The 22,248-nt window shown below is 63.1% G+C and carries 21 protein-coding genes; 5 read left to right on the top strand and 16 right to left on the bottom strand.

All coding sequences use genetic code 11. From position 1 onward, the window contains the following. Window positions 1-97: 97 nt before the first annotated feature. The 4 genes from LDJ84_RS04500 to tssA form a co-directional block, all read right to left on the bottom strand. On the bottom strand, window positions 98-580 hold the full coding sequence (locus LDJ84_RS04500; protein ID WP_024763004.1) for an Hcp family type VI secretion system effector: 483 nt from the start codon (window positions 578-580) through the stop codon (window positions 98-100). Between the two features lie 234 nt (window positions 581-814). Further along, the gene (tssC, locus tag LDJ84_RS04505) at window positions 815-2,257 is read right to left on the bottom strand and encodes a type VI secretion system contractile sheath large subunit (RefSeq protein ID WP_226046551.1); all 1,443 of its coding nucleotides are present in this window, start codon (window positions 2,255-2,257) and stop codon (window positions 815-817) included. Window positions 2,258-2,342: 85 nt separating this feature from the next. Next, a complete protein-coding gene (gene tssB, locus LDJ84_RS04510; RefSeq protein WP_037006684.1) occupies window positions 2,343-2,864 on the bottom strand; it encodes a type VI secretion system contractile sheath small subunit in 522 nt (173 codons plus the stop codon). Between the two features lie 67 nt (window positions 2,865-2,931). After that, window positions 2,932-3,948, bottom strand: a complete 1,017-nt coding sequence (gene tssA / locus LDJ84_RS04515) for a type VI secretion system protein TssA (protein WP_024763006.1) — start codon at window positions 3,946-3,948, stop codon at window positions 2,932-2,934. Window positions 3,949-4,691: 743 nt separating this feature from the next. Between tssA and LDJ84_RS04520 the strand changes: the two genes are divergently transcribed. Then, window positions 4,692-5,684: a LysR family transcriptional regulator gene (locus LDJ84_RS04520; protein ID WP_231387620.1), complete on the top strand. Its 993-nt coding sequence runs from the start codon at window positions 4,692-4,694 to the stop codon at window positions 5,682-5,684. A 176-nt stretch (window positions 5,685-5,860) separates the two neighbouring features. On the opposite strand, the gene prpF is transcribed toward LDJ84_RS04520, so the two are convergent. From prpF to LDJ84_RS04545, 5 genes are all read right to left on the bottom strand, one after another. Further along, a complete protein-coding gene (gene prpF, locus LDJ84_RS04525; protein WP_065084473.1) occupies window positions 5,861-7,048 on the bottom strand; it encodes a 2-methylaconitate cis-trans isomerase PrpF in 1,188 nt (395 codons plus the stop codon). Window positions 7,049-7,182: 134 nt separating this feature from the next. After that, the gene (acnD, locus tag LDJ84_RS04530) at window positions 7,183-9,792 is read right to left on the bottom strand and encodes a Fe/S-dependent 2-methylisocitrate dehydratase AcnD (RefSeq protein ID WP_176707226.1); all 2,610 of its coding nucleotides are present in this window, start codon (window positions 9,790-9,792) and stop codon (window positions 7,183-7,185) included. A 14-nt stretch (window positions 9,793-9,806) separates the two neighbouring features. Next, window positions 9,807-10,967 (bottom strand): 2-methylcitrate synthase, encoded by a 1,161-nt coding sequence (gene prpC, locus LDJ84_RS04535; RefSeq protein WP_024763010.1) that lies wholly within the window; start codon window positions 10,965-10,967, stop codon window positions 9,807-9,809. Between the two features lie 171 nt (window positions 10,968-11,138). Next, entirely contained in the window at window positions 11,139-12,026 is an 888-nt protein-coding gene (gene prpB / locus LDJ84_RS04540; protein WP_024763011.1) for a methylisocitrate lyase, read from the bottom strand. Continuing rightward, window positions 12,023-12,745, bottom strand: coding sequence for a GntR family transcriptional regulator (locus tag LDJ84_RS04545; RefSeq protein WP_024763012.1), 723 nt, complete (start codon window positions 12,743-12,745; stop codon window positions 12,023-12,025). Before LDJ84_RS04545 ends, prpB begins: the two co-directional genes overlap by 4 nt. A 220-nt stretch (window positions 12,746-12,965) precedes the next feature. On the opposite strand from LDJ84_RS04545, the gene LDJ84_RS04550 reads away from it, so the two are divergent. Together LDJ84_RS04550 and LDJ84_RS04555 are read left to right on the top strand one after the other, a co-directional pair. Further along, window positions 12,966-13,376, top strand: a complete 411-nt coding sequence (locus LDJ84_RS04550; protein WP_024763013.1) for a hypothetical protein — start codon at window positions 12,966-12,968, stop codon at window positions 13,374-13,376. After that, window positions 13,357-13,974 (top strand): class I SAM-dependent methyltransferase, encoded by a 618-nt coding sequence (locus tag LDJ84_RS04555; RefSeq protein ID WP_065084476.1) that lies wholly within the window; start codon window positions 13,357-13,359, stop codon window positions 13,972-13,974. Before LDJ84_RS04550 ends, LDJ84_RS04555 begins: the two co-directional genes overlap by 20 nt. Here the strand turns inward: LDJ84_RS04555 and LDJ84_RS04560 are convergent. The 3 genes from LDJ84_RS04560 to LDJ84_RS04570 form a co-directional block, all read right to left on the bottom strand. Continuing rightward, on the bottom strand, window positions 13,953-14,210 hold the full coding sequence (locus LDJ84_RS04560) for a hypothetical protein (RefSeq protein WP_024763015.1): 258 nt from the start codon (window positions 14,208-14,210) through the stop codon (window positions 13,953-13,955). The two genes, LDJ84_RS04555 and LDJ84_RS04560, sit on opposite strands and share 22 nt — an antisense overlap. 108 nt (window positions 14,211-14,318) lie before the next feature. Continuing rightward, window positions 14,319-14,561 (bottom strand): hypothetical protein, encoded by a 243-nt coding sequence (locus tag LDJ84_RS04565; RefSeq protein WP_024763016.1) that lies wholly within the window; start codon window positions 14,559-14,561, stop codon window positions 14,319-14,321. Window positions 14,562-14,681: 120 nt separating this feature from the next. Further along, the gene (locus LDJ84_RS04570; protein ID WP_024763017.1) at window positions 14,682-15,575 is read right to left on the bottom strand and encodes an NAD(P)H-binding protein; all 894 of its coding nucleotides are present in this window, start codon (window positions 15,573-15,575) and stop codon (window positions 14,682-14,684) included. A gap of 167 nt (window positions 15,576-15,742) precedes the next feature. Between LDJ84_RS04570 and LDJ84_RS04575 the strand changes: the two genes are divergently transcribed. Continuing rightward, window positions 15,743-16,723: an AraC family transcriptional regulator gene (locus LDJ84_RS04575; protein WP_024763018.1), complete on the top strand. Its 981-nt coding sequence runs from the start codon at window positions 15,743-15,745 to the stop codon at window positions 16,721-16,723. A gap of 173 nt (window positions 16,724-16,896) precedes the next feature. Further along, the gene (locus LDJ84_RS04580) at window positions 16,897-18,618 is read left to right on the top strand and encodes a hypothetical protein (RefSeq protein WP_200890646.1); all 1,722 of its coding nucleotides are present in this window, start codon (window positions 16,897-16,899) and stop codon (window positions 18,616-18,618) included. Window positions 18,619-18,694: 76 nt separating this feature from the next. Here the strand turns inward: LDJ84_RS04580 and LDJ84_RS04585 are convergent, their stop codons facing one another. The 4 genes from LDJ84_RS04585 to LDJ84_RS04600 form a co-directional block, all read right to left on the bottom strand. Further along, window positions 18,695-19,144: a hypothetical protein gene (locus LDJ84_RS04585; RefSeq protein ID WP_226045959.1), complete on the bottom strand. Its 450-nt coding sequence runs from the start codon at window positions 19,142-19,144 to the stop codon at window positions 18,695-18,697. Between the two features lie 78 nt (window positions 19,145-19,222). Next, on the bottom strand, window positions 19,223-20,512 hold the full coding sequence (locus LDJ84_RS04590) for an MFS transporter (protein WP_152619061.1): 1,290 nt from the start codon (window positions 20,510-20,512) through the stop codon (window positions 19,223-19,225). A 34-nt stretch (window positions 20,513-20,546) separates the two neighbouring features. Beyond that, window positions 20,547-20,918 (bottom strand): ethanolamine utilization protein EutQ, encoded by a 372-nt coding sequence (locus LDJ84_RS04595; RefSeq protein WP_226045960.1) that lies wholly within the window; start codon window positions 20,916-20,918, stop codon window positions 20,547-20,549. Beyond that, window positions 20,915-22,243: an NAD(P)/FAD-dependent oxidoreductase gene (locus LDJ84_RS04600; RefSeq protein ID WP_226045961.1), complete on the bottom strand. Its 1,329-nt coding sequence runs from the start codon at window positions 22,241-22,243 to the stop codon at window positions 20,915-20,917. Before LDJ84_RS04600 ends, LDJ84_RS04595 begins: the two co-directional genes overlap by 4 nt. Between the last annotated feature and the right edge of the window lie 5 nt (window positions 22,244-22,248).

Genomic DNA, 22,248 nt, shown 5'->3' on the forward strand with positions numbered 1-22,248 from the left:
GACTGATTGCTCTTTAAAGTACTGGATGGCGATAGATTTGGCCGGTCACCCGGAACTTTTTGCATGTCAAATAAGCTTCAAGTGACCAGCCTGGCTATTACGCCTCCCGATTTTCTTTTATGTTCCAGGCGACCAGGTTTTCGGCCCCTTTTCCACCTTGGGCGGTCTGCTCCCAGTACTGCTGCTTGACTTTTCCTGCCTGGAACGAATAGTTCACCAGCAGAGCGTCACCGTCTTGCGCAGCGGTATAACTAACCGATGTCACCAATACATCTTCGAGGGTGAACTTGGAGTACTCCATCTGCGTGCCGCCGGCCTTGCAGACGGAAATTTCGACCGTGCCAATATGCTTTCCGCTGGCGCAGTACTTCATGATGGCTGGTGCGGCTTTGTCGAGGCGTGCCACGACGTTGAGGTCATTGAAACTGACTTTGCCGATACCACCGCCGCCTCCGGTGGTCATGCTACCGGGCTGGGACGCTCCCCAATCCAACGATATGAGATCGCTCCACTCCTTGTGGTTGGCATCCTTGGACTCGCCAACAGCGCCATCAACCTTCAGATACATATCTACAGACATGATAAACTCCTGTTTAGTCTTTAAATGTGCTGCTTCTACGCTGCGGTCAACATCCCACGAACTCCATTAGTTGGGCGTGGATAACCGTCTTCTTGATTTCGCTCGACACACTCCTGGTGCGGGGCGAAATTGATTTTTAATATCGTAAGAGTAAAGCCATCCATGGAGACTTGTTGAAAGTCCCTGTTAGTCTTTTTTGAGTTTTCTATTTTTGCGTTTTTTCAGTTTTTTCGGTTAGCCTTCATCTTGCTTCAACGACGGAAGCTTCGAGACCAAGCGCAAGGATACGGTCAATCCTTCCAGTTGATAGTGCGGGCGTAGGAAGAACTTGGCAGTGTAATAACCTGGGTTGTCCTCAATTTCTTCGACTTGCACTTCGGCAGCTGCCAGAGGTTTCTTCGCCTTAGTTTCCTGGGAAGAATTGAGTGGGTCACCATCGACGTAGCTCAGGATCCAGCTGTTGAGCCATCTCTCCATTTCATCGCGCTCGCGGAATGAGCCGATCTTGTCTCGAACAATGCACTTGAGGTAATGCGCAAAGCGGCAGCACGCAAACATGTATGGCAAACGTGCAGCAAGGTTGGCATTGGCCGTGGCATCGGCGTTGTAGTAAGCCGCCGGTTGTTGCAGGGATTGAGCACCAATGAACGCCGCGAAGTCAGAATTCTTGCGATGCACCAAAGGCATCAGGCCGTTCTTGGCGAGTTCTGCCTCACGACGATCACTGATGGCGATTTCCGTTGGGCACTTCAAATCGACGCCACCATCATCGGTGGGGAAGGTGTGGCAGAACAGGTTTTCCACCGCGCCACCGGACTCCACGCCGCGAATCGAGGTACACCAGCCGAACTGCTTGAACGAACGGTTGATGTTCACTGCCATTGCATACGCGGAGTTACACCAAGTGTAGCGTTCGTGGGCACTACCGGCGGTATCTTCCTCAAAGGCGAAATCATCCACGGGGCTGGTGGCGGCGCCATAGGGAAGCCTGGCCAGGAAGCGCGGCATGGCCAGACCGAGATAGCGTGCATCCTCCGACTCCCTCAGGCTGCGCCAGGCGGCATATTCGGTGTTCTGGAATATCTTGGTGAGGTCGCGTGGATTGGCCAGCTCCTGCCAGGACTCCATCTGCATTACTGACGGAGCCACGGCCGCAATAAAGGGCGAGTGCGCGGCTGCGGCAATCTTGGCCATTTCACGCAGTGTTTCCACATCCTGTGGGCTGTGGTCGAAGTAGTAGTCGCCGACCAGGCAGCCTAGCGGCTCACCGCCGAACTGACCGTACTCTTCTTCGTAGATTTTCTTGAAAATCGCGCTCTGATCGAAGCCGGCGCCTTTGTGGCGCTTCAGCTCGCGATTGAGTTCTTTCTTCGACAAGGGCATGAAACGGATCTTCAGCATCTCGTCGGTTTCGGTATTGTTCACCAGATAGTGGAGGCCGCGCCAAGCGCTTTCCAGCTCCTGAAAGTCGGCGTGATGGATGATCTGATTTATTTGCTCGGACAACTTGCGGTCGATCTCGGCAATGATGGCCTGGATCGAGCGATAGGAGTCGCCGGAGACGACTACGGCATTTTCCAGTGCCTGCTCTGCCAGAGTTTTCACCGCATGTTCGACTGCCTCGCGCGCTTGGTCGGTCTTGGGTTTGAACTCCTTGGTCAACAGCGAGGCGAACATGTCCCGGTCGAGGACCTGTTGCTCGGTACTGGCTGTCTGAACTTGATTGGCCGCGCTCATCATTGTTCTCCGCTAGGCAATGGGATCAGTCCGCGTCCGCGGCGGGTTTGCTCGACGCCACGAGGGACTTGAGTAGGGCGGGATTCTCCAGCGCTTTAGCCAGTAGTTCCTCTACCCCGCTCTTGCCGTCCATGTAGGAGAGCAGGTTGGAGAGCTCGGTGCGTGCCTGCAGCAATTGGTTGAGTGGTTCGACTTTGCGAGCTAGCGCGCCAGGCTCGAAGTCGTCGATGCTCTGGAACGTGAGGTCGACACTGAGCCGACTGCCGTCGGCATTCAGGGTGTTCTCTACCTGAAAGGCTGCGCGCGGCTTGAGCGACTTCATTCGTTCGTCGAAATTGTCGATATCGATCTCGAGGAAACGCCGATCAGCCAGCGCCGTGGGCGCTTCCAGGGGCTTGCCCAGCAGATCCGCCATGACCCCCATAACGAAAGGCAGCTGGATTTTCTTCTCCGAACCGTAGATTTCGACGTCGTACTCGATCTGCACTCGCGGAGCCCTGTTGCGTGCCACGAACTTCTGGCCGCTTTGTTGAGCTGGTCTAGCCATAACTACCTCTGCCGATTCGATAGTCTTTTGTGCTCGCCGTCGGCGATCACCCTTTGCCTTTGATTCTTTACTCGCTGTTCGAGGCCGCATTGCAGCCGACGATGTGTTCGAATGTCTGGCCGCTCTCTGGAGCCAGATCCTGAATGATCTCCATGAAATTCAGCGGCATCAGCCGTTGCGCTCGGCGTATGAGCAGCGCGGCTGGATGCCCGGGTTCGTAGCGTTCGAAGTAGCGGCATATGCTTTCCATTTGTTGCATCGCCTGCTCCCGTCGCTCCAGAGTCGTGCCGGAGGCCTGCGGAGCTGGAGCCGATTGCTCGGTGGGATACTCGGAGGCTGTTGCTGGGGACTCTGAAATAGCATGAGTCCCACTCAACTCATCCAGTGCGCGGACTATCTGCTCGAATGGTTTGGTCATCCCTGAGAAATCCGGCGTCCAAGAGGTGCCAAGATGACTTTCGATCAGATGTGTCAATGCGAGTGCGGTTGTATTGATACGTCGGACCGCGTTTATTTCAGGGGTGTCGCCGCTGATGAGTTTCTGGCGTAGCTGGGCATCGCCAGGAATTCCTGATAGGTATGAGTTTTTGTCGAGGTAGAGCTCGACTTCGCGCAAGCTGATGCGCCCGAAGTCGCCTTGGGCCAGAGGTGCGCGGCGCAAGGCACGGCCAACACCTTCTATTTCCATCAAGGAGGAGATCGCGTTGATGCGTGGAAGAGGATCTTCCTCACCATCGATCTGAATGCGCGGATAAAGCTCTTTCCAATAGAGCTCGAGCCAGCGCAGCGCCAACTCCAGCACATTGGCATAGCCCGGCAGCCCGTCGATTTCTGCACTCGCGCGCGCGACATAAGCCAGTACGCGCAGATCCTTGGTTCTGCGCAGTAGGTCGCCAGCGCGTTGGGCGACGTCACTCCAGTTTGGCTGTTGTGCCGGGATGATAGTGGTGCCGAACTGTTGCTCAACTTTTTCCGCAGCGGCCACCTGGAGCTCGATATATTCGGGGTCGTATTCGATTTCTGCACCGCAAGCCGAGGTGTACTCGAGGGGGGACAGTAGCGCCTGAACCTGTTCAGCCAACATGAGAGTTCCCCATGTGGATGTTGCTATCCAGTTGTGTTCCGATTTTTTGTCCCGACAACCAATAATTGAGTTCATCCGCCAGAATTAAGCTGTTCTCCAAGGCAGGATGAAGATTGTTCTGATGGTTGAAGGAGGGTTCGGAATTCAATTTATTTTCTCGGTTTGGAATGCTTTATCTTGCGTTGGGGGTGTTTCTTTTAAGAGTGGGTCTTTCCTTGTGGAACTCTATTGGGCGGCTTTGAAACTATTTCCTCTAAATAAAGAGGGGCTTCAGGCGGCTATACTCCTGATGGCGCGCCGTGTGCGTGCAAGTCTACGGTGGATTTTTCCAAAGTTTTTAGTGTCTCTGTCAGATTTCCTGGATTTCGTTTGGTTCTGGCTATTCCGCCCTGTATGAATGGTATAGGAAGATCGGCAGGGGTTGGTTTTGGTTTGCGGAAAATTTCTCCTTGTATTTAGTAAGTGCTGATCGGGATTGCGAGTTTATATGAATTTTCTTATGTATTTTTGAGTTGTTTCTTGTCTTGCATGGTCATTTGCTGTTCGCTTTAATTTTTAACGCTACGTGTTGTTCTGAGATGCCTGTTTGATTCGATTTTTTTCTTGCCTATGGAGGGCTCGGAGTAGGTTTCCAGTACAAGGCTTGTTAATAAAGAGTAGGGGTTCTGAGTTGTGGTGAGTTTATTCCCCCGAAATGGCAATGATAAGCCGGTCGAGGTTCAAAGGAGATTTTCGCTGTGAGCATGAATCCGACGATGATGTTGCTGGAAGAAATGGTGATATTTGTCAGGGTGGTGGAGAGTGGGAGCTTTTCTGAAGCCGCTAGACGCTTGGGAATATCGCCCTCTGCGGCGAGCCGTGGTGTGTCACGGCTGGAGAAGGGGCTGTCGGTGCAGCTGTTGCAACGCACCACACGCAAGCTGCGACTAAGTGAGAGTGGTGAGGAAATCTACAAGTGCTGCCGCAGCATGGTGAGCTCGGCGAAAACCGTGTTGGGCATGAGCGCGAAGTACTCCCACGAGCCTGAAGGGCTGGTGCGCATCAGTGCGCCGAAGGCGTTGGGCCGCTTCGTCATCCACCCACTGATCCCCGAATTTCTCCGGCTTTACCCTAAGGTCGATGTGCAATTGCTGTTGGGCGATCACCATGGCGACCTGATCGACAGCAATCTGGATCTGGCGGTGCAGGTTACCGACCATCCGGCACCTGGCCTGGTGGGGCGTTGCTTGTTTCCAATCAAGCAGATTCTCTGTGCGTCGCCTGACTACCTGGCCGAGCACGGTGTACCCATGCATCCATTGGAGCTGGAGCGGCACTTTTGCATCAGTGAGGGCGATCTGTCTCAGGGCAGTCGATGGCAACTCAAGCGGGGCGCGGAGTTGCTCAAGGTTCAGGTGCCTAGCCGGTACTCCATCAATCTCTCGGAAGGACGACTGGATGCAGTGATGCAGAATGCCTGCATCACCTACCTGCCTTTATTCATTGCGCAGGCTGAACTCGAGCGTAAGCGCATTGCGCATTTACTGCCGGACTGGGAGTTCATCGGTACTCATAGCCACGGCAGCGCGTGGCTGCTCTACCAGCCCACGCATTATCTGCCGTTGAAGGTCAGGGCGGTGGTCGACTATCTGGTGGAAAAGGTGCGCGGTGATCCCAGTCTGCGCGCTGCCAGCTTGCCGCCTTGTGATGACGTCCCGGTTATCAATGATGCCGGTGAGCCGGGGCACGTTCACTGATCGGAATTGTCAAAGAAGACCACATCGGGGAACCCCGGCTTCCCTAAAAGCAATCCAAGCAGCAAGACTAGCTCCTGCTGCTTAGCTGGCTGTTCTCGTCATAGCTGTATGGTGCTTCGAAGACACAACAGAAAAGGGCCTCGGAAGAGGCCCTTTTCTGTTGCTAAGAGCGGATATCAGAACGAATCCCCCGGCACCCGCACCCAGCCTTCCATGAGGATGCGCGAGCTGCGGCTCATGATGGCCTTGGTCACGGTCCACTCGCCGTTCACCTGCTTCGCCTCGGCGCCCACGCGCAGGGTGCCGGAGGGGTGGCCGAAGCGCACGGCGCTGCGTTCGCCACCGCCGGCGGCGAGGTTCACCAGGGTGCCGGGGATGGCGGCGGCAGTGCCGATGGCCACGGCGGCGGTGCCCATCATGGCGTGGTGCAGCTTGCCCATGGACAGCGCGCGCACCAGCAGGTCGATGTCGCCGGCCTGCACTTGCTTGCCGCTGGAGGTGACGTAGTCCTTGGCTGGCGCGACGAAGGCGATCTTCGGTGTGTGCTGGCGGGTGGCGGCTTCTTCGGCGGTCTTGATCAGGCCCATGCGCAGGGCGCCGGCGATGCGGAATTTCTCGAAGCGCGCCAGTTGCTCGGGGTCGCCATTGATCGCTTCGCGCAGCTCGGCGCCGGTGTAGCCGATGTCCTGGGCGTTGACGAAGATGGTCGGGATGCCGGCGGTGATCATGGTCGCCTTGAAGGTGCCGATGCCGGGGACCTCCAGGTCGTCCACCAGGTTGCCGGTGGGGAACATTGAGCCGCCTTCGTCGCCATCGTCGGACGGGTCGAGGAACTCCAGCATGATCTCGGCGGCGGGGAAGGTCACGCCGTCCAGTTCGAAGTCACCGGTTTCCTGGACCTGGCCGTTGGTGATCGGCACGTGGGCGATGATGGTCTTCTGGATGTTCGCCTGCCAGATGCGCACCACGCAGGTGCCGTTGTCCGGGATGCGCGTCGGATCGACCAGGCCGGCGTGGATGGCGAAGGATCCGGCGGCGGTGGAGAGGTTGCCGCAGTTGCCGCTCCAGTCGACGAAGGCCTTGTCGATGGAGATTTGCCCGTAGAGGTAGTCGACGTCGTGGTCGGGCTGGGTGCTTTTCGACAGGATCACGCACTTGCTGGTGCTGGAGGTCGCGCCGCCCATGCCGTCGATGTGTGCGCTGTAGGGATCGGGGCTGCCGATCACGCGCATGAACAGCTGGTCGCGGGCCGCGCCGGGCACCTGGCAACGCTCGGGCAGGTCCTGCAGGCGGAAGAACACGCCCTTGCTGGTGCCGCCGCGGATGTAGGTGGCGGGGATCTTCACTTGGGGTACGTGGGGCATGGGACTCGATCCTGTTTGCTTTTCGTAGGAGCGAGCTTGCTCGCGAACGGCCTCGCTGCGGGCTTTGGTTCGCGAGCAAGCTCGCTCCTACAGGATTAGTGCCGACCCGCCGTGCAGGCGGGTCGGCTGTTACATCACGCTACCGCGCCTTCCAGGAAGTCCTTGGCGAAGCGCTGTAGCACGCCGCCGGCGTTGTACACCTTCACTTCGGCGGCGGTGTCCAGGCGGCAGGTGACCGGGACTTCGACGACTTCGCCGTTGCGGCGATTGACCACCAGGGTCAGGTCGCAGCGCGGCGAGACGTCGCCCCTGATGTCGTAGGTCTCGGTGCCGTCCAGTCCCAGGGTCAGCCGCGTGGTGCCTGTCTTGAACTCCACCGGCAGCACGCCCATGCCCACCAGGTTGGTGCGGTGGATGCGCTCGAAGCCTTCGGCGACTATCACTTCCACGCCCGCCAGGCGAACGCCTTTGGCCGCCCAGTCACGGGATGAGCCCTGGCCGTAGTCGGCGCCGGCGACGATGATCAGGTTCTGCTTGCGGTTCATGTAGGTTTCGATGGCTTCCCACATGCGCATCACCTTGCCTTCGGGCTCTACGCGGGCCAGCGAACCTTTCTTCACTTCACCGTTGACCACGGCCATTTCGTTGATCAGTTGCGGGTTGGCGAAGGTGGCGCGCTGGGCGGTCAGGTGGTCGCCGCGGTGGGTGGCGTAGGAGTTGAAGTCCTCCTCCGGCAGGCCCATTTTTGCCAGGTATTCGCCGGCCGCGCTGTCCAGCAGGATGGCGTTGGATGGCGACAGGTGATCGGTGGTGATGTTGTCCGGCAGGATCGCCAGCGGCAGCATGCCCTTGAGCGTGCGCTCGCCGGCCAGTGCGCCTTCCCAGTACGGCGGGCGGCGGATGTAGGTGGACATCGGGCGCCAGTCGTACAGCGGGCTCTCGGCTTCCTGCACACTGCCCAGGTCGAACATCGGGATGTAGACCTGCTTGAACTGCTCGGGCTTGACGCTGGCGGCGACGATGGCGTCGATCTCTTCATCGGACGGCCAGAGGTCCTTCAGGGTGACCGGGTTGCCTTGACTGTCGGTGCCCAGCGGGTCCTGCTCGATGTCGAAGCGCACGGTGCCGGCGATGGCGTAGGCGACCACCAGCGGCGGCGAGGCGAGGAAGGCCTGTTTGGCGTAGGGGTGGATACGACCGTCGAAGTTGCGGTTGCCCGAGAGCACGGCGGTGGCGTACAGGTCGCGGTCGATGATCTCTTTCTGGATCGCCGGGTCCAGCGCGCCGGACATGCCGTTGCAGGTGGTGCAGGCATAGGCGACGATGCCGAAGCCGAGCTTCTCCAATTCCGGCAGCAGGCCGGCTTCTTCCAGGTACAGCTTGGCGACTTTCGAGCCGGGCGCGAACGACGTCTTCACCCACGGCTTGCGGACCATGCCCAGCGCGTTGGCCTTCTTCGCCACCAGGCCGGCGGCGATGACGTTGCGCGGGTTGGAGGTGTTGGTGCAACTGGTGATGGCGGCGATGATCACCGCGCCATCGGGCATCAGACCTTCGGCTTCCTCGACGCGGCCGGACGCAAGCTTGGCTTCGTCGGCGATGCCGCGCTCGGCCAGTGCCGAGGTCGGCAGGCGGCGGTGCGGGTTGGACGGGCCGGCCATGTTGCGTACCACGCTGCCCAGGTCGAACTCCAGCACGCGCTCGTACTCGGCGGTTTCCAGCGCGGTGCTCCACAGGCCGAGGGTCTTCGCGTAGTTCTCCACCAATTCCACCTGCTCGGGCTCGCGGCCGGTGAGCTTGAGGTAGTCGATGGTCTGGCCGTCGATGTAGAACATCGAGGCGGTGGCGCCGTATTCCGGGCACATGTTGGAGATGGTCGCGCGGTCGCCGATGGACAGGCTGTCCGCCCCCTCGCCGAAGAACTCGACGTAGGCGCCGACCACGCGCTCCTTGCGCAGGAACTCGGTAATCGCCAGCACGATGTCGGTGGCGGTGATACCCGGCTTGCGCTTGCCGGTCAGCTTCACGCCGACGATGTCGGGCAGGCGCATCATCGACGGGTGGCCGAGCATCACGGTCTCGGCTTCGAGGCCGCCGACGCCGATGGCGATCACGCCCAGGGCATCCACGTGCGGGGTGTGCGAGTCGGTGCCGACGCAGGTGTCGGGGAACGCGATGCCGCCGCGTGCCTGGATCACCGGGCTCATTTTCTCCAGGTTGATCTGGTGCATGATGCCGTTGCCGGCCGGGATCACATCGACGTTCTTGAACGCGGTCTTGGTCCAGTCGATGAAGTGGAAGCGATCCTCGTTGCGGCGGTCCTCGATGGCGCGGTTCTTCTCGAACGCGTCCGGGTCGAAGCCGGCGGCTTCCACGGCCAGCGAGTGGTCGACGATCAGTTGGGTCGGCACCACCGGGTTGACCTTGGACGGGTCGCCGCCTTTCTCGGCGATGGCGTCACGCAGGCCGGCGAGGTCGACCAGCGCGGTCTGGCCGAGGATGTCGTGGCAGACCACGCGCGCCGGGTACCAGGGGAAGTCGAGGTCGCGCTTGCGGTAGACCAGCTGCTCCAGCGAAGCCGTCAGGTCCTGTGGGTCGCAGCGGCGCACCAGTTGTTCGGCCAGTACGCGGGAGGTGTAGGGGAGTTTGTCCCAGGCGCCGGCCTGGATCGCCTCGACTGCCTCGCGGGCGTCGAAGTAATCCAGCGCGGTGCCGGGCAGGCGCTTGCGGTATTGGCTGTTCACGGTAGTAGTCATGGTTATTTGCGGTCCTTGAGCGGCACGAACTTCAGGTCTTCAGGGCCTGTGTAGTTGGCGCTCGGGCGGATGATCTTGCCGTCGATGCGTTGCTCGATGACGTGGGCGGACCAGCCGGCGGTGCGGGCGATGACGAACAGCGGGGTGAACATCGCGGTGGGCACGCCCATCATGTGGTAGCTCACGGCGCTGAACCAATCGAGGTTGGGGAACATCTTCTTGATGTCCCACATGATGGTTTCCAGGCGCTCGGCGATGTCGTACATCTTGGTGTTGGACTGCTCGTTCGACAGCTGGTGGGCGACTTCCTTGATCACCTTGTTGCGCGGGTCGGACACGGTATAGACCGGGTGGCCGAAGCCGATCACCACTTCCTTGCGCTCGACGCGGGCACGGATGTCCGCCTCGGCTTCGTCCGGGTTGTCGTAGCGCTTCTGGATCTCGAAGGCCACCTCGTTGGCGCCGCCGTGTTTCGGACCGCGCAGCGCGCCGATGGCGCCGGCGATGCAGGAGTAGATGTCCGAGCCGGTGCCGGCGATCACCCGGGAGGTGAAGGTGGAGGCGTTGAACTCGTGCTCGGCGTACAGGTTCAGCGAGGTGTGCATGGCGCGCACCCAGGACTCGCGTGGTTTCTGCCCGTGCAGCAGGTGCAGGAAGTGGCCGCCGATGGAGTCGTCATCGGTCTCGACCTCGATACGCTTGCCGTTATGGCTGAAGTGGTACCAGTAGAGCAGGGCGGAACCGAGCGAAGCCATCAGCTTGTCGGCGATGTCGCGGGCGCCGGGGTGGTTGTGGTCGTCCTTCTCCGGCGACAGGCAGCCGAGCACGGACACGGCGGTGCGCATCACGTCCATCGGGTGGGCCGACGGCGGCAGGGTTTCCAGGGCGGCTTTCACGCCGGCCGGCAAGCCGCGCAGGGCTTTGAGCTTGGCCTTGTAGCCGGCCAGTTCGGCGACGTTGGGCAGCTTGCCGTGGACCAGCAGGTGGGCGATTTCCTCGAAGTCGCAGCGGTTGGCGAAATCCAGTACGTCATAGCCACGGTAGTGCAGGTCGTTGCCGGTACGGCCGACGGTGCACAGGGCGGTGTTGCCAGCGGCGGTGCCACTCAGGGCCACGGACTTCTTCGGCTTGAAGCCGGTGGTGGTTTCTGCGGTAGCGCTCATCGCGTGTCTCCTCATCAAATCCGGTTGCTTGTTCTTGTCCCCCGGCGCGGGCCGGGATTTCGGTTCGAATCTGGTCGGCGGATAACGCCTGTGGCGTTATGCGCCCTACGGTGTATCAGGTCTGGCGTAGAGCGAATAACGCGAAGCGTTATCCGCCGCTTTCGCCTCAGGTCACTTCTTGCCGGCAGCGAACAGCGCGTCGAGCTTCTGCTCGAAGGCGTGGTAGCCGATGCGGTCGTACAGCTCGGCGCGGGTCTGCATCAGCTCGATCACGTTCTGCTGGTGGCCTTCCTGGCGGATCGCGGTGTACACGGCTTCAGCGGCCTTGTTGGCGGCGCGGAAGGCGGACAGCGGATACAGCTGGATGGCCACGCCGACCGAGGCCAGCTCGTCGCGGGTGAACAGCGGGGTGGCGCCGAACTCGGTGATGTTGGCCAGGATCGGCACGTTCAGCGCATCGACGAAGCGCTTGTAGGTCGGCAGGTCGTAGGCGGCTTCGGCGAAGATCGCATCGGCGCCGGCCTCGACGTAGCGCTGGCAGCGCTCGATGGCGGCGTCCACGCCTTCGGCCTGGATGGCGTCGGTGCGGGCGATCAGGAAGAAGTTCGGGTCGGTCTTGGCATTGGCGGCCGACTTCACGCGGTCGACCATCTCCTGGGTGGAGACGATTTCCTTGCCTGGACGGTGACCGCAGCGTTTGGCGCCGACCTGGTCCTCGATGTGGGCGGCGGCGGCGCCGGCCTTGATCAGGCTCTTCACGGTGCGCTCGATGTTGAAGGCGCTGGGGCCGAAGCCGGTGTCGATGTCCACCAGCAGTGGCAGGTCGCAGACGTCGGTGATACGGCGCACGTCGGTGAGTACGTCATCCAGGGTGTTGATGCCCAGGTCCGGCAGGCCGAGGGAACCCGCCGCCACGCCGCCACCGGAGAGGTAGATGGCCTTGAAGCCGGCGCGCTTGGCCAGCAGCGCGTGGTTGGCGTTGATCGCGCCGATCACCTGCAGCGGCTTTTCTTCGGCAAGGGCTTCGCGGAAACGTTGGCCGGCGGTCTTGTAGCTCATTGTTCACCTCGTTCGTTGGCTGTCTTGGCGTGGGCGTCCAGGTAATGGCGCTCCATATTGCGTTTCGACGCGCCGATGTGACGGCGCATCAGCAACTCGGCCAGTTCGCCGTCACGGTCGGCGATGGCATCGAGAATCCGGTGGTGCTCGGCGAAGGCCTGGCGCGGGCGGTTAGGCGTCGCCGAGAACTGCAGGCGGTACATGCGCACCAGTTGGTACAGCTCGCCGCAGAGCATGCGGGTGAGGGTGCGGTTGCCGCTGCCCTGAATGATCCGGTAGTGGAAGTCGTAGTCGCCTTCCTGCTGGTAGTAGCCACGGCCGGCCTGGAAGGCTTCGTCGCGCTCGTGGGTGTCGAGCACCCGGCGCAGTTCGTCGATCTCGGCCGGCGTCATGCGCTCGGCGGCCAGGCGGCAGGCCATGCCTTCGAGGGATTCGCGGATCTCGTAGAGCTCCAGCAACTCCTCATGGCTGAGCGAGACCACGCGCGCGCCGACGTGCGGTACGCGTACCAGCAGCTTCTGACCTTCCAGGCGGTGGATCGCCTCCCGCAGCGGCCCACGGCTGATGCCATAGGTACGCGCCAGTTCCGGCTCGGAAATCTTGCTGCCGGGGGCGATCTCGCCCTTGACGATGGCCGACTGGATCTTGCGGAACACGTGTTCCGACAGGGTCTCGCTGTCGTCGCTGGCGGGAGTGGGCAGAATCAGGCTATCGCTCATGGTGTCGACAATCTTCTGGGTGTGCGGCGAAAGCTACCCCTGTAAACCCTATGGGTCAATCGAGATCTGATGAATTGTCGACAATCGTCTAGTGGGAGGCTGATATTTGCCGTGCGGTTGTCTCTGCCGCGAACCCAGCCGGACGTGAGAGGATGTCGCCTGGCGCATCAGGGAGAAGGACGTGATATTGAAAGGACGAACAGGCCCGGCAGCGGCCAGCATGACTGGGTTTCTGCTGCTGGGCTGGGGCCAGGCGTCATGGGGGCTGAATTCCTACCGGGACACCCTGCCGGCCGATATGCGCGATGTCGGCCTGACGGGCGAGATGTTGCCGCTGCTGCTGGTCTGGGTGCCGCTCATCGCGGTGCTGGCCAGGGCCCGCTGGATTGCCCCGACCTGGCGTGCGTCATTGTCGTCCCTTGCATCCCTTGCGTCCCTGGCGGGCTGGTTCTGGGTAGACCTGTGCCTTTATGAAAGCCGCGTGGCCGGCTGGAGTACCTACACTCTGGCGGAGCTGGTGATGGAAGTGGCGGTGGTATGTGCCTGGCCTCTGTCGCTGGCGACCTTGCTGAACCTGCTGGCCTGGAGCCTGCCAAGCCTGAGGACGCGACATGATCCGAACCTTGTATGACCGCCATGCTCTGCCCCGCTTGATCGATTTCGCCTGCGGCATGGGCGATGTGATGAAGCAGCGCTCGCTGCTGGTGCCCCGCGCCCGCGGCCGCGTGCTGGAGATCGGCATGGGCACCGGGCTGAACCTGTCGTTCTACGATCCGGCGAAAGTGTCGACAATCGTCGGCGTCGACCCCGCGGCGCAAATGCAGAAGCTCGCCGGCAGCCGTGCCGAAGCGATTCAAATTCCGGTGGAAATGGTGGCGCTGGAACTCGGGCAGATCCGCGCCGACGCAGGCAGCTTCGACAGCATCGTCTGCACGTTCACCCTGTGCAGCATCCCCGATGCGCTGGCCGCACTGCGGGAGATGCGCCGGGTTCTCAAGCCCGGCGGCGAGTTCCTCTTCTGCGAACATGGCCTGGCGCCGGATGCCGGTGTCCGCGCCTGGCAGCACCGGTTGACGCCGGTCTGGAGGCCGCTGGCCGGAGGCTGTCACCTGGATCGCGACATGCCGGCGCTGATCGAGTCCGGCGGCTTCCAGCTACGCGAACTGAGCCAGGATTACCTTCCGGGGCCGCGGCCGATGACCTACGTCTATCGAGGCATGGCCGACTGATAGCGCGGCAGACGCTCGAGCAGCTCGATGCTCAGGATGTAGGCGCTGCGCAGGAACAGGTCTTCCGTATGCTGCACCAGCCCCGAGTCGGACTGGCAGTCGTTCAGCCGCACCACGGTGGGGGCGTGGCCATCACACAGGGCGATATAGTCGCCTTGGCTGATCCAGCCCTGGAGCACTGAGGATTCGCGGTTGTGCGCGCGAACCACGACTTCGACCTTGAGATGTTCGTTCATTGCCACGGCGCTCGAAGGAAGGTGAAAAGAGGTGGCGAACCATAGCGTTCGCTCCGCGCTGCCTCTGTCAGGTTCTTCTGATTGAGCGGTGCGACTGTCCCTCGTCGTTCAGGCCACCCGTTCGGCCGGGGTGACATTGAGGATGTGCGAGCCGCTGAGGAACAGGTCCTGCACCGGGCCGGTCGGGCAGTGACGGCTCTGGCAGTCGCCCAGGCGTACCTCCAAGGGCGCGCGACCGTTGCGCAGGGCCAGGTAATCCTCGCGGCTGATGCGGCCGTGAAGGATGCGTTGCGGGTGGTAGGGAGACCAGGTCTGCACATCGACCCAGAGACTGTCGGGAGCGTGGTTCATGGCGGTGGTCCGGCCGTTTGCAAATGGGCGAGTACTCTAGACAGCGGACCAGCGCCAAATTCATCAGGGTCTTCCGAGATATTTGTAGGAAATTATGTTGCTCTGACCGAAGGCATCGCCTCAGGGCAAGGCCCGGTAAGCTTTGGCCCAGGCCTGGGCGAAGTCCTCGAAGCGGGTCGCCGTCGTATTGGCCGGCGAGCGTGCTTCCTGCGCCCGTACCCGTCCGCTGCTGATCGCCTCGCCCAGTTCGGCGTAGCACGCGGCGACGCTGGGGGAATAGCCGGCCTCCTGCAGGGCGCCGCTCAGTTCCTGCGGCGACACCGCTACGTAGGGCAGCTCCGGACGGCCGATGGCTGCCCCCAGCAGGCGGGTCGCCTCGGCGTAGCTGATATCGCGCTGGCCGAGTACTTCGCGGGTCAGCACCCCCTGCCAACTGCGGTCCAGCAGGGCATGGCTGGCGGCATCGGCGACATCCTGCGTGGCGACCATCGGGACTGGCACATCCGCTGCCACCGCGTCGCTGTAGCAGTCGTAGGCGCGGACGATTTCCAGCGCGCCGTACAGGTTCTCGAACAGCGCGCCGGAGCGCAGCATCAGTACATTCACTTGCCGGGGCAACTGGCGCAGGCGCTGCTCCTGGTCGTGCATGCTGATGATCGGCCCGGTACCGGAAGCCACCTCGGCACCCACGCTGCTGAGGAAGACCACCCGGCGCACAGCGCTGGAGCGAATGGCCTGGAGTATCGCTTCCCCCTGGGCAGCCTGCTGGTGGCGGTAGTCCTCGGTGTCGGGCCCGTAGGCGAGCAGGGTGTAGACCGCGTCGGCGCCGTGGAAGGCCTTGGTGAGAAAGGCGGCGTCATGCGGCTCGCCCACGGCAATCCGGGCCCCGGCGGCGGCCATTGCCTCCAGGCGTTCGGCGTTGCGGCCGAGGGCAAGAACCGGCACGCCGGCATCCAGCAGGTTCTGGCAGATTCTCGAACCGGTGCGGCCGGTGGCTCCCATTACGGTGATCATGGCAGTGTCCTCGCTTTGGCCGTCCCGCGGCGCCCGCCGTGGGATCGTTGGCCTGGGTTCAGTCTCTCGCTGAATTGCTGGACGGTTAATGCCTGAAAATCGACGCTTCATGCTCATTCGTCCAGACCTGCTGGACGCCGCCCAACTGCCGTAGCAGTCTCACGGCCATGAACGCTCCTACCGCCATACCGGACCTCACCGACGCCTGGGCCTCCACCGATCCCCTGGGCGAGGCTCTGCATTTCCTGCGCATGAGCGGCACCTTCTATTGCCGCTCGGAGTTCACTGCGCCCTGGGGGCTGGATCTGCCGGCGATGCCGCAGTGCCTGATGTTCCATGTGCTGACCGTCGGCGAATGCTGGCTGGAAGCCGAGGGAGATGAGCCACGTTGTCTGGCGCCGGGCGACCTGGTGCTGGTGCCCCACGGTGAGGGCCACCGGTTGGTGAGCGCGCCGGGTGAGCCTGCGGCGGGGTTGTTCGACCTGACACGCGCCTACGCCAGTGACCGTTACGAAGTGCTGCGCCAGGGCGGCGGTGGCGAGCCGACCGCGATGATCTGTGGCGCGGTGCGCTTCGACCACCCCGCTGCGTTGCAGCTGGTGCGCCTGCTGCCGCGCGTGCTGGAAGCGCAGGTGCGTGACCCCGGCCAGCGCGACTGGCTGATGAGCACCCTGCAGTTGATGGAGAACGAGGCTCGGGCCATGCGCCCCGGCGGCGAGACGGTGATCACCCGCCTGGCTGACATCCTGGTGATCCAGGCCATTCGCGCCTGGATCGAGCAGGACCCCGCCGCCCAGTCCGGCTGGCTCGGCGCCCTGCAGGATCGCCAATTAGGCCGCGCACTGAGCCTGATCCACCGCGAGCCGGCGCGGGACTGGAACCTGCCGGCGCTGGCGGATGCGGCGGCCATGTCGCGCTCCGCCTTTGCCGCACGCTTTGCCGAGCGGGTCGGCATGCCGCCCATGCAGTACGTCACCCGCTGGCGCATGCATGTGGCGCTGAGCTGGCTGCAGGAGCGCGAGATCGCGGTGGCGGAATTGGCCGAGCGCCTGGGTTACCAGTCCGAAGCGGCGTTCAGCCGGGCGTTCAAGCGCTGCATCGGGATTGCTCCCGGCAGTGTGAGGCGTGCTGCTTCGCGAGCCTTATGAAGGCAGCCGTCTGACGGACGAATGTCTCCGCGCGACCGGACGCGTCGTTTTCCGTTCTGCTCCCTGATTCGGGTGGTCACTACCCGTTTGCGGCACCCGTACGGTGATTCGGTCCGTCGGCGCTCGCTCTCCCGAAGTGATCCATGGCGCCGCTCATTCGCAGGAGTCCGTCGATGTCCCGTCGTTGCATGCCTTCCCTTCGTCTGCTTCCGTTTTCCGTTGCGCTCGCCCTGTGCGGCGGGCTGGCCCACGCCGCCGAGCCGGCGTGGCCCGCGCAGAATCCGTACCTCGCCCAGTCCTACAACAACCAGACGCACTGGAACGATGGCGCCACCGACAGCGTCGGCTTCCCGGTGGCCCGCGGTGCGTACGACGTTACCCCTGAGTCGGTGCAGTTCCTGCCCGGCGAAGGCGTGGGCCTGCCGATCTTCTCCGACACCGTGGACGGCAAGCCGGTGTATTTCTGGTGGTCGGGCTTTGCGTTGCGCAAGGTCAGCCTGGAGGGCGGCAAGCTCACCGAGCTGGCGCGTGCCGATATTCCGGTCAAGCTGCCCAACTACACGCCCGTTACTGCCCAGCAGCGCGTCGAGCAGTCCAGGGCGGTGCAGAAGTTCCTCGATGCGAAGGACGAGAAGGGCCTGCTCGACTACATGAAGGCGCAGCCGAACCGCATGCTCACCGCTGCCTCGGACCAGGCGCTCAACGGCTCTGTTTATGCGCTGCTGACCCGGGAAGATGCCTTCGTCGGCTGCAACGGCCGGCAGATATTCCGCATCGACCAGGCCGACCCCAAGCGGGCCGATTCGGTGATGAAGCTAGGCAAGGTCAGCGCGATTCCGGTAGGCCTGTTCGACAACGAGAAGGTCAAGCGCGGTACCCGCTTCCCCGGCGACATGCTGTTCGGCATGAGCATGAGCTACAACGGCTTCGTCGTGGTCAACACCCTGGGCGGCAAGATCATCACGCTCAACCGCGACACGCTGGAGGTGATCGACAGCTACACCGTCGCCGGCGATGACGAACTCTTCCTCAACAGTTTCGCCACTGGCCCGGAAGCGAACGGAGGCGCCATCTATGTCGCCTCGAACACCACCATGTACCGACTGGTGGTGGACAAGGATGGCAAGATCCACGACGACGAAGCCAGCGGCGCCTGGAAGGCCGGGTACGAGCGCGGCATCCGCATGCCGGCGCCCAAGCTGGCCGATGGCACCGGCGCCACGCCGACGCTGATGGGCTTCGGGCCCGATGAAGACAAGCTGGTGGTGATCACCGACGGCGCGAAGAACATGAGCATGGTCGCCTTCTGGCGCGACCAGATTCCCGCCGGCTGGAAGCAGAAGCCGGGCACCGCCAGCCCGCGTATCGCCGACCAGCGCAAGGTGGAAATCCCCGGTACCGACACGGTGCAGTCAGAGCAGTCGGTGGCGGTCTACGGCGACTACGCCTTCGTGGTGAACAACATCCGCAGCGCCGACGAGAAGACCCTCGATCCGAGCCCCTACTACGTCAGCACCCTGCTCGGCGCGACGCGCCCGGGACCGTTGGGTGCAGCGAGCTTCCGCTGGAACAGCCAGACCCATGAGTGGAAGCAACTGTGGGGACGCAACGACGTATCGTCGATTTCCGTGGTGCCGATGATTTCCGGCGAAGGCCACATGGCCCTTGTCGATGGGTACTTCAACAACGCCTGGAACGATCGCCATCACATCGGCATGGACCTGGACACCGGCAAGACCGTGCTGACCATCCGCGAGGGTAGCGATCCGATCTACAACGGCATGTACGCACCGATCAAGGTCGATACCAAGGGCAACATCTTCTACGGCACCGCGTTCGGCCTGCTGCACCTGGACACCAGCAAGATGAAGCAGGACCAGCTGTCGGTTAATTGATAGCGTTCCGCGCGCCAATAAAAAGCCCGTTCGATTGAACGGGCTTTTTCATTTCCGGGCGTGAAGGGGGTGCGCGTCAGAGCTGGATATCGTCGCGGATCAGCACGCAGGTGCAGCCGTCCTCGTCTTCGCGCCAGTCGTGGAGGAAGTACATCTGGATCTTGCCGGCGTCCATCACCGCCAGGTAGTCGCCCACTTCTGGAACGAAGAATCCCGAGGTGCCCGGCTCGGCTTCGCACTCGATGCGGACGCTGAAGAACAGCGCCGGGTCGGCGTCGTCGAAGAAGCCCTCGCGCTCGGCGGCGTCCCACTCGGTGGGCGCCTCGAAGGGGCCGATGAACAGCACCTTGGCGTCGCCCATGTCCAGTTCTTCGGCGTCAGGGTCGTTGTCGTCAGGACGGTAGACGGTGGCGTCCAGCGCGTTGCTGTCGGCGAGGATGGCGCGACGCGCGGCCATGCGCTGCTGCGGGTCGACGCCGGCGTCGGCGCAGAGCTGGTTCCAGAGGGTTTCGGCTTGGGTGGACATGGTGGCTCCCGCTCGTGCGGCCGGTTCAAAGGGTGATAGTTTCGGGGAGCCGGCGAGGGAGATCAATGGGACAGGTCTTCATTGACCGTGGCTGCCGATGCTAACGACCGGAGTGGCAGGGGGCATTAATCGGGAGGTTGACTCAAGGACTTGGGGCGAGCCAGCAGATAAGTCGACGGGCGTCCCGGACCACCATCGTTTTTCACCGCACTGGCTGTAGGTGATCTCCGAGTCGCTGCCGCTGCGCCGCTGCCTGACCAGGCAGGCGACGCTCGCGGCCACGGCGATGCCGAACAGATAGAGCGCCTGCGGGCCGGCATGCTCCATCAGCAGCCCGGCGAGCAGCGGGCCGAGCGTGGCGCCGATGCCGAAGGTGGCCAGCAGCACGCCCGAGACCGAGACGCGCAGTTGCGGCTCCAGGCTGTGGTTGGCATGGGCAATGCCCAGCGGGTAGAGACAGAACTGCAGGAAGCCGATGAGCGCTCCGGCGAGCAGCACGACGCTGTGCGCGGGCGTCTTCAGCAAGGCCAGCGGCAGGAAGACCACCACCAGCAAGAGGGCGATCAGGCGTACCAGGGTGACGCGGGAAACCCGGTCCGACAGTTTGCCCAGCGGCAGTTGGGCGAGCAGCCCGGCGGCGATGGTCAGCGCCATGAACTGGCCGACCTGGGCGGGCGTGAAGCCCAGGTGCGCGGCGAAGATCGGCGTCAGGCCGTAGAAGCAGCCATTGAGCAGGCCCGAGGCGAATACCGTGCCGAGCGCCTGCGGCAGGCGCCGCAGGTAGAGCAGCGGCGAGACCCTGGCCTGTTGCAGGGCGCTGGGCTGCGCGCCGCGATGCAGGGCCATCGGCAGCAGCCCGATGGCGAAGGCGATGGCCACGCCACTCAAGGTCCGTGCATCGAGCCCGTCGCCGAGGCTGAGCAGCAGTTGCCCCAGCATCATCCCGACATAGCTGGCCACCATGTACAGCGAGAGGGCGCCGCCCCGGCGCTCGCCGGGGGCGCAGCCATTGAGCCAGCTTTCGATGACCATCAACTGGCACATCATCGCCGCGCCGACGATGAAGCGCAGCAGCAGCCACAGCGGCAGCCAGTCGCTGAGCTGGTGGCAGAGCGCGGCGCTGACGATCACCCCGGCGCCGGCCACGAATGCCCGGACATGGGCGACGCGGCCAATCAGCCAGTAACCGACACGACCACCCAGGACCATTCCCAGCGCATTGGCGGCCATCAGCGCGCCACCCCAGCGCGCGGCGACACCGCCGGCATCCAGGTGCAGGGCCAAGTAGGTCATCAGCAGGCTGGAGCCCAGTTGCATCAGCAAGGTCGCCAGGTAGAGCGTACCGAAGGTTCGGGTGAGTGTGAGCAAGGGAGGGCTCCAGGTTGATCGACGCGCGCGTTCTTCAGTCGAGACCGTGGCGCTGCTTCCAGTCGCCGGGGTGGACGACGTAGCCGAACAGTGCATGGCCGCCGTAGACCAGCTCGGTGCCCTCGGGAATCCACAGCAGTTGCCCGGGCTGCACCCGGTACAACTCGCCGTTCGCGCGCAGCTCGAAGCAGCCCTCGATGACGAAGATCACTTCGTCGTAGAGCAGGCTCCAGGCGACCTCCGCGCCTTCCCAGCGGGCGAAGCCGATGCCCAGGTTCGGCGACACCTCGTTGCTGATGGCGCGGGCCACGCTGGCGGCACCGGGAGGGCCGCCGCGCGGGGTGAATGCCAGATCGCGGTGATCGACCAATAGCACCGGCCCGCGCCCGCTGGTTGCCTGGCTCATAGTTCGCTCCGGCTGTTCCACGCCGCCCAGCGGATGCGCGTGCGCACGCCCAGGCCGAGGAACGGCTCCGGCGGGTTCAGCGAGGGCATGCCGGTGACCGCGCGAATGTCGTCGAGCTGAGTGGACTGCACGCCCGCCGCCAGGTCGGCCAGCAGCGTGCCGGAGATGGTGCCCCAGGCGGCGCCGACGCCGTTGTCGCAGGCAGTGGCGAAGAGCCCGTCGTCCAGTTGGCCGAAGAAGTTGGTGAAGTTGCGCGAGATGGCATAGACCCCGCCCCAGGTGTGGGTGAAGGGCACCTGGGCGAGTTGCGGGTAACGCGCCAGGAAGGCCTTGCGGTGGTCCGCGCGGATTTTTTCGCGGGTGCCGTCGCCAATGCTGCGGCCGTAGCGCGGCACGTGCTTGTAGGTGTTGCGGATGATCAGCCGGCGGTCCTGGGTCATCCGTACCGTGGTGCCGGCGTGGTCGGCGGGGGTCAGGCCCCAGTCGGCCTGGATACCGCTGCTGGCCATTTCGGCGTCGCTCAGCGGGCGTGTCCAACTGGCGAAGGTCATCACCGGCAGCAGGCGATTGCGCAGGAAGCCGAACTCCTGGGTGAAGATGCTGGTGCCCAGCAATACCTGCGGCGTGCGGATCAGCCCGGTGTCGCCGTGCAGTAGCCAGCGTCCGCTGGCGTCGCGCTCCAGGCGGCGGATGGGTGATTCTTCCAGCAACTCGACGTTGCCCGGCAGTGAACTGCCCAGGCCGCGTACCAGTGCCGCCGGCTGCATAAGGTAGCAGCCGGGGGTGAAGATGGCGCGGCTGTAGTACGGGCTGCCCAGCACGCCGGCCAGTTCGTCACGTTCCACCAGGCGATAGGGCTCGCCCAGTTCGCTCATCAGCTTCTGGAAATGCTCGAGATAGGCAAGCCCGCGCGCGCCTACCGCGCCCTGGTACTTGCCGGCGTGGGACCACTGGCAGTCGATGCCGTGGCGGCCAATCAGGGTTTGCAGTTGCGCGATGGCGGCGCGGTTGAGGCCCAGCAGGCGTTGCTTGTGTTGGGGATCGGGATGTTCCAGGGCGAACTTGTGCGGCAGGTCGATGACGAAGCCGGAGTTGCGCCCGGAGGCGCCGTAGCCGACGCGCTGGGCATCCACCAGCAGGATGCGCGACTGCGGCTGGAGCTCGGCCAGGCGCCGTGCGGCGGCCAGCCCGGCGAAGCCGGCGCCGATCACCACCGCGTCGGCGTTCTGCTCGCCGCTCAGGCGTTGGCAGGGCAGGGGAGCGGGCAAGGCGGCGTACCAGCCGCAACTCTGATCATCGTGGGGCAGGTTGACGAAACTGTTCATGGGTC

This window comes from Pseudomonas sp. HS-18 (assembly GCF_020401845.1).
Lineage (GTDB): Bacteria > Pseudomonadota > Gammaproteobacteria > Pseudomonadales > Pseudomonadaceae > Pseudomonas > Pseudomonas nitroreducens.

Bases quoted from the DNA above. Each gene is read 5' to 3' on its own strand.
- LDJ84_RS04595 (WP_226045960.1), bottom strand. From the start codon at position 20,918: ATGAGCCAGGCAACCAGCGGGCGCGGGCCGGTGCTATTGGTCGATCAC.
- LDJ84_RS04570 (WP_024763017.1), bottom strand. From the start codon at position 15,575: ATGATCACCGTAATGGGAGCCACCGGCCGCACCGGTTCGAGAATCTGC.
- LDJ84_RS04600 (WP_226045961.1), bottom strand. From the start codon at position 22,243: ATGAACAGTTTCGTCAACCTGCCCCACGATGATCAGAGTTGCGGCTGG.
- LDJ84_RS04585 (WP_226045959.1), bottom strand. From the start codon at position 19,144: ATGTCCACCCAAGCCGAAACCCTCTGGAACCAGCTCTGCGCCGACGCC.
- LDJ84_RS04580 (WP_200890646.1), top strand. From the start codon at position 16,897: ATGTCCCGTCGTTGCATGCCTTCCCTTCGTCTGCTTCCGTTTTCCGTT.
- LDJ84_RS04555 (WP_065084476.1), top strand. From the start codon at position 13,357: ATGATCCGAACCTTGTATGACCGCCATGCTCTGCCCCGCTTGATCGAT.
- LDJ84_RS04560 (WP_024763015.1), bottom strand. From the start codon at position 14,210: ATGAACGAACATCTCAAGGTCGAAGTCGTGGTTCGCGCGCACAACCGC.
- prpB (WP_024763011.1), bottom strand. From the start codon at position 12,026: ATGAGCTACAAGACCGCCGGCCAACGTTTCCGCGAAGCCCTTGCCGAA.
- LDJ84_RS04550 (WP_024763013.1), top strand. From the start codon at position 12,966: ATGACTGGGTTTCTGCTGCTGGGCTGGGGCCAGGCGTCATGGGGGCTG.
- prpC (WP_024763010.1), bottom strand. From the start codon at position 10,967: ATGAGCGCTACCGCAGAAACCACCACCGGCTTCAAGCCGAAGAAGTCC.
- prpF (WP_065084473.1), bottom strand. From the start codon at position 7,048: ATGCCCCACGTACCCCAAGTGAAGATCCCCGCCACCTACATCCGCGGC.
- LDJ84_RS04500 (WP_024763004.1), bottom strand. From the start codon at position 580: ATGTCTGTAGATATGTATCTGAAGGTTGATGGCGCTGTTGGCGAGTCC.
- LDJ84_RS04545 (WP_024763012.1), bottom strand. From the start codon at position 12,745: ATGAGCGATAGCCTGATTCTGCCCACTCCCGCCAGCGACGACAGCGAG.
- LDJ84_RS04575 (WP_024763018.1), top strand. From the start codon at position 15,743: ATGAACGCTCCTACCGCCATACCGGACCTCACCGACGCCTGGGCCTCC.
- LDJ84_RS04565 (WP_024763016.1), bottom strand. From the start codon at position 14,561: ATGAACCACGCTCCCGACAGTCTCTGGGTCGATGTGCAGACCTGGTCT.
- tssA (WP_024763006.1), bottom strand. From the start codon at position 3,948: ATGTTGGCTGAACAGGTTCAGGCGCTACTGTCCCCCCTCGAGTACACC.
- tssC (WP_226046551.1), bottom strand. From the start codon at position 2,257: ATGTTCGCCTCGCTGTTGACCAAGGAGTTCAAACCCAAGACCGACCAA.
- tssB (WP_037006684.1), bottom strand. From the start codon at position 2,864: ATGGCTAGACCAGCTCAACAAAGCGGCCAGAAGTTCGTGGCACGCAAC.
- LDJ84_RS04520 (WP_231387620.1), top strand. From the start codon at position 4,692: ATGAATCCGACGATGATGTTGCTGGAAGAAATGGTGATATTTGTCAGG.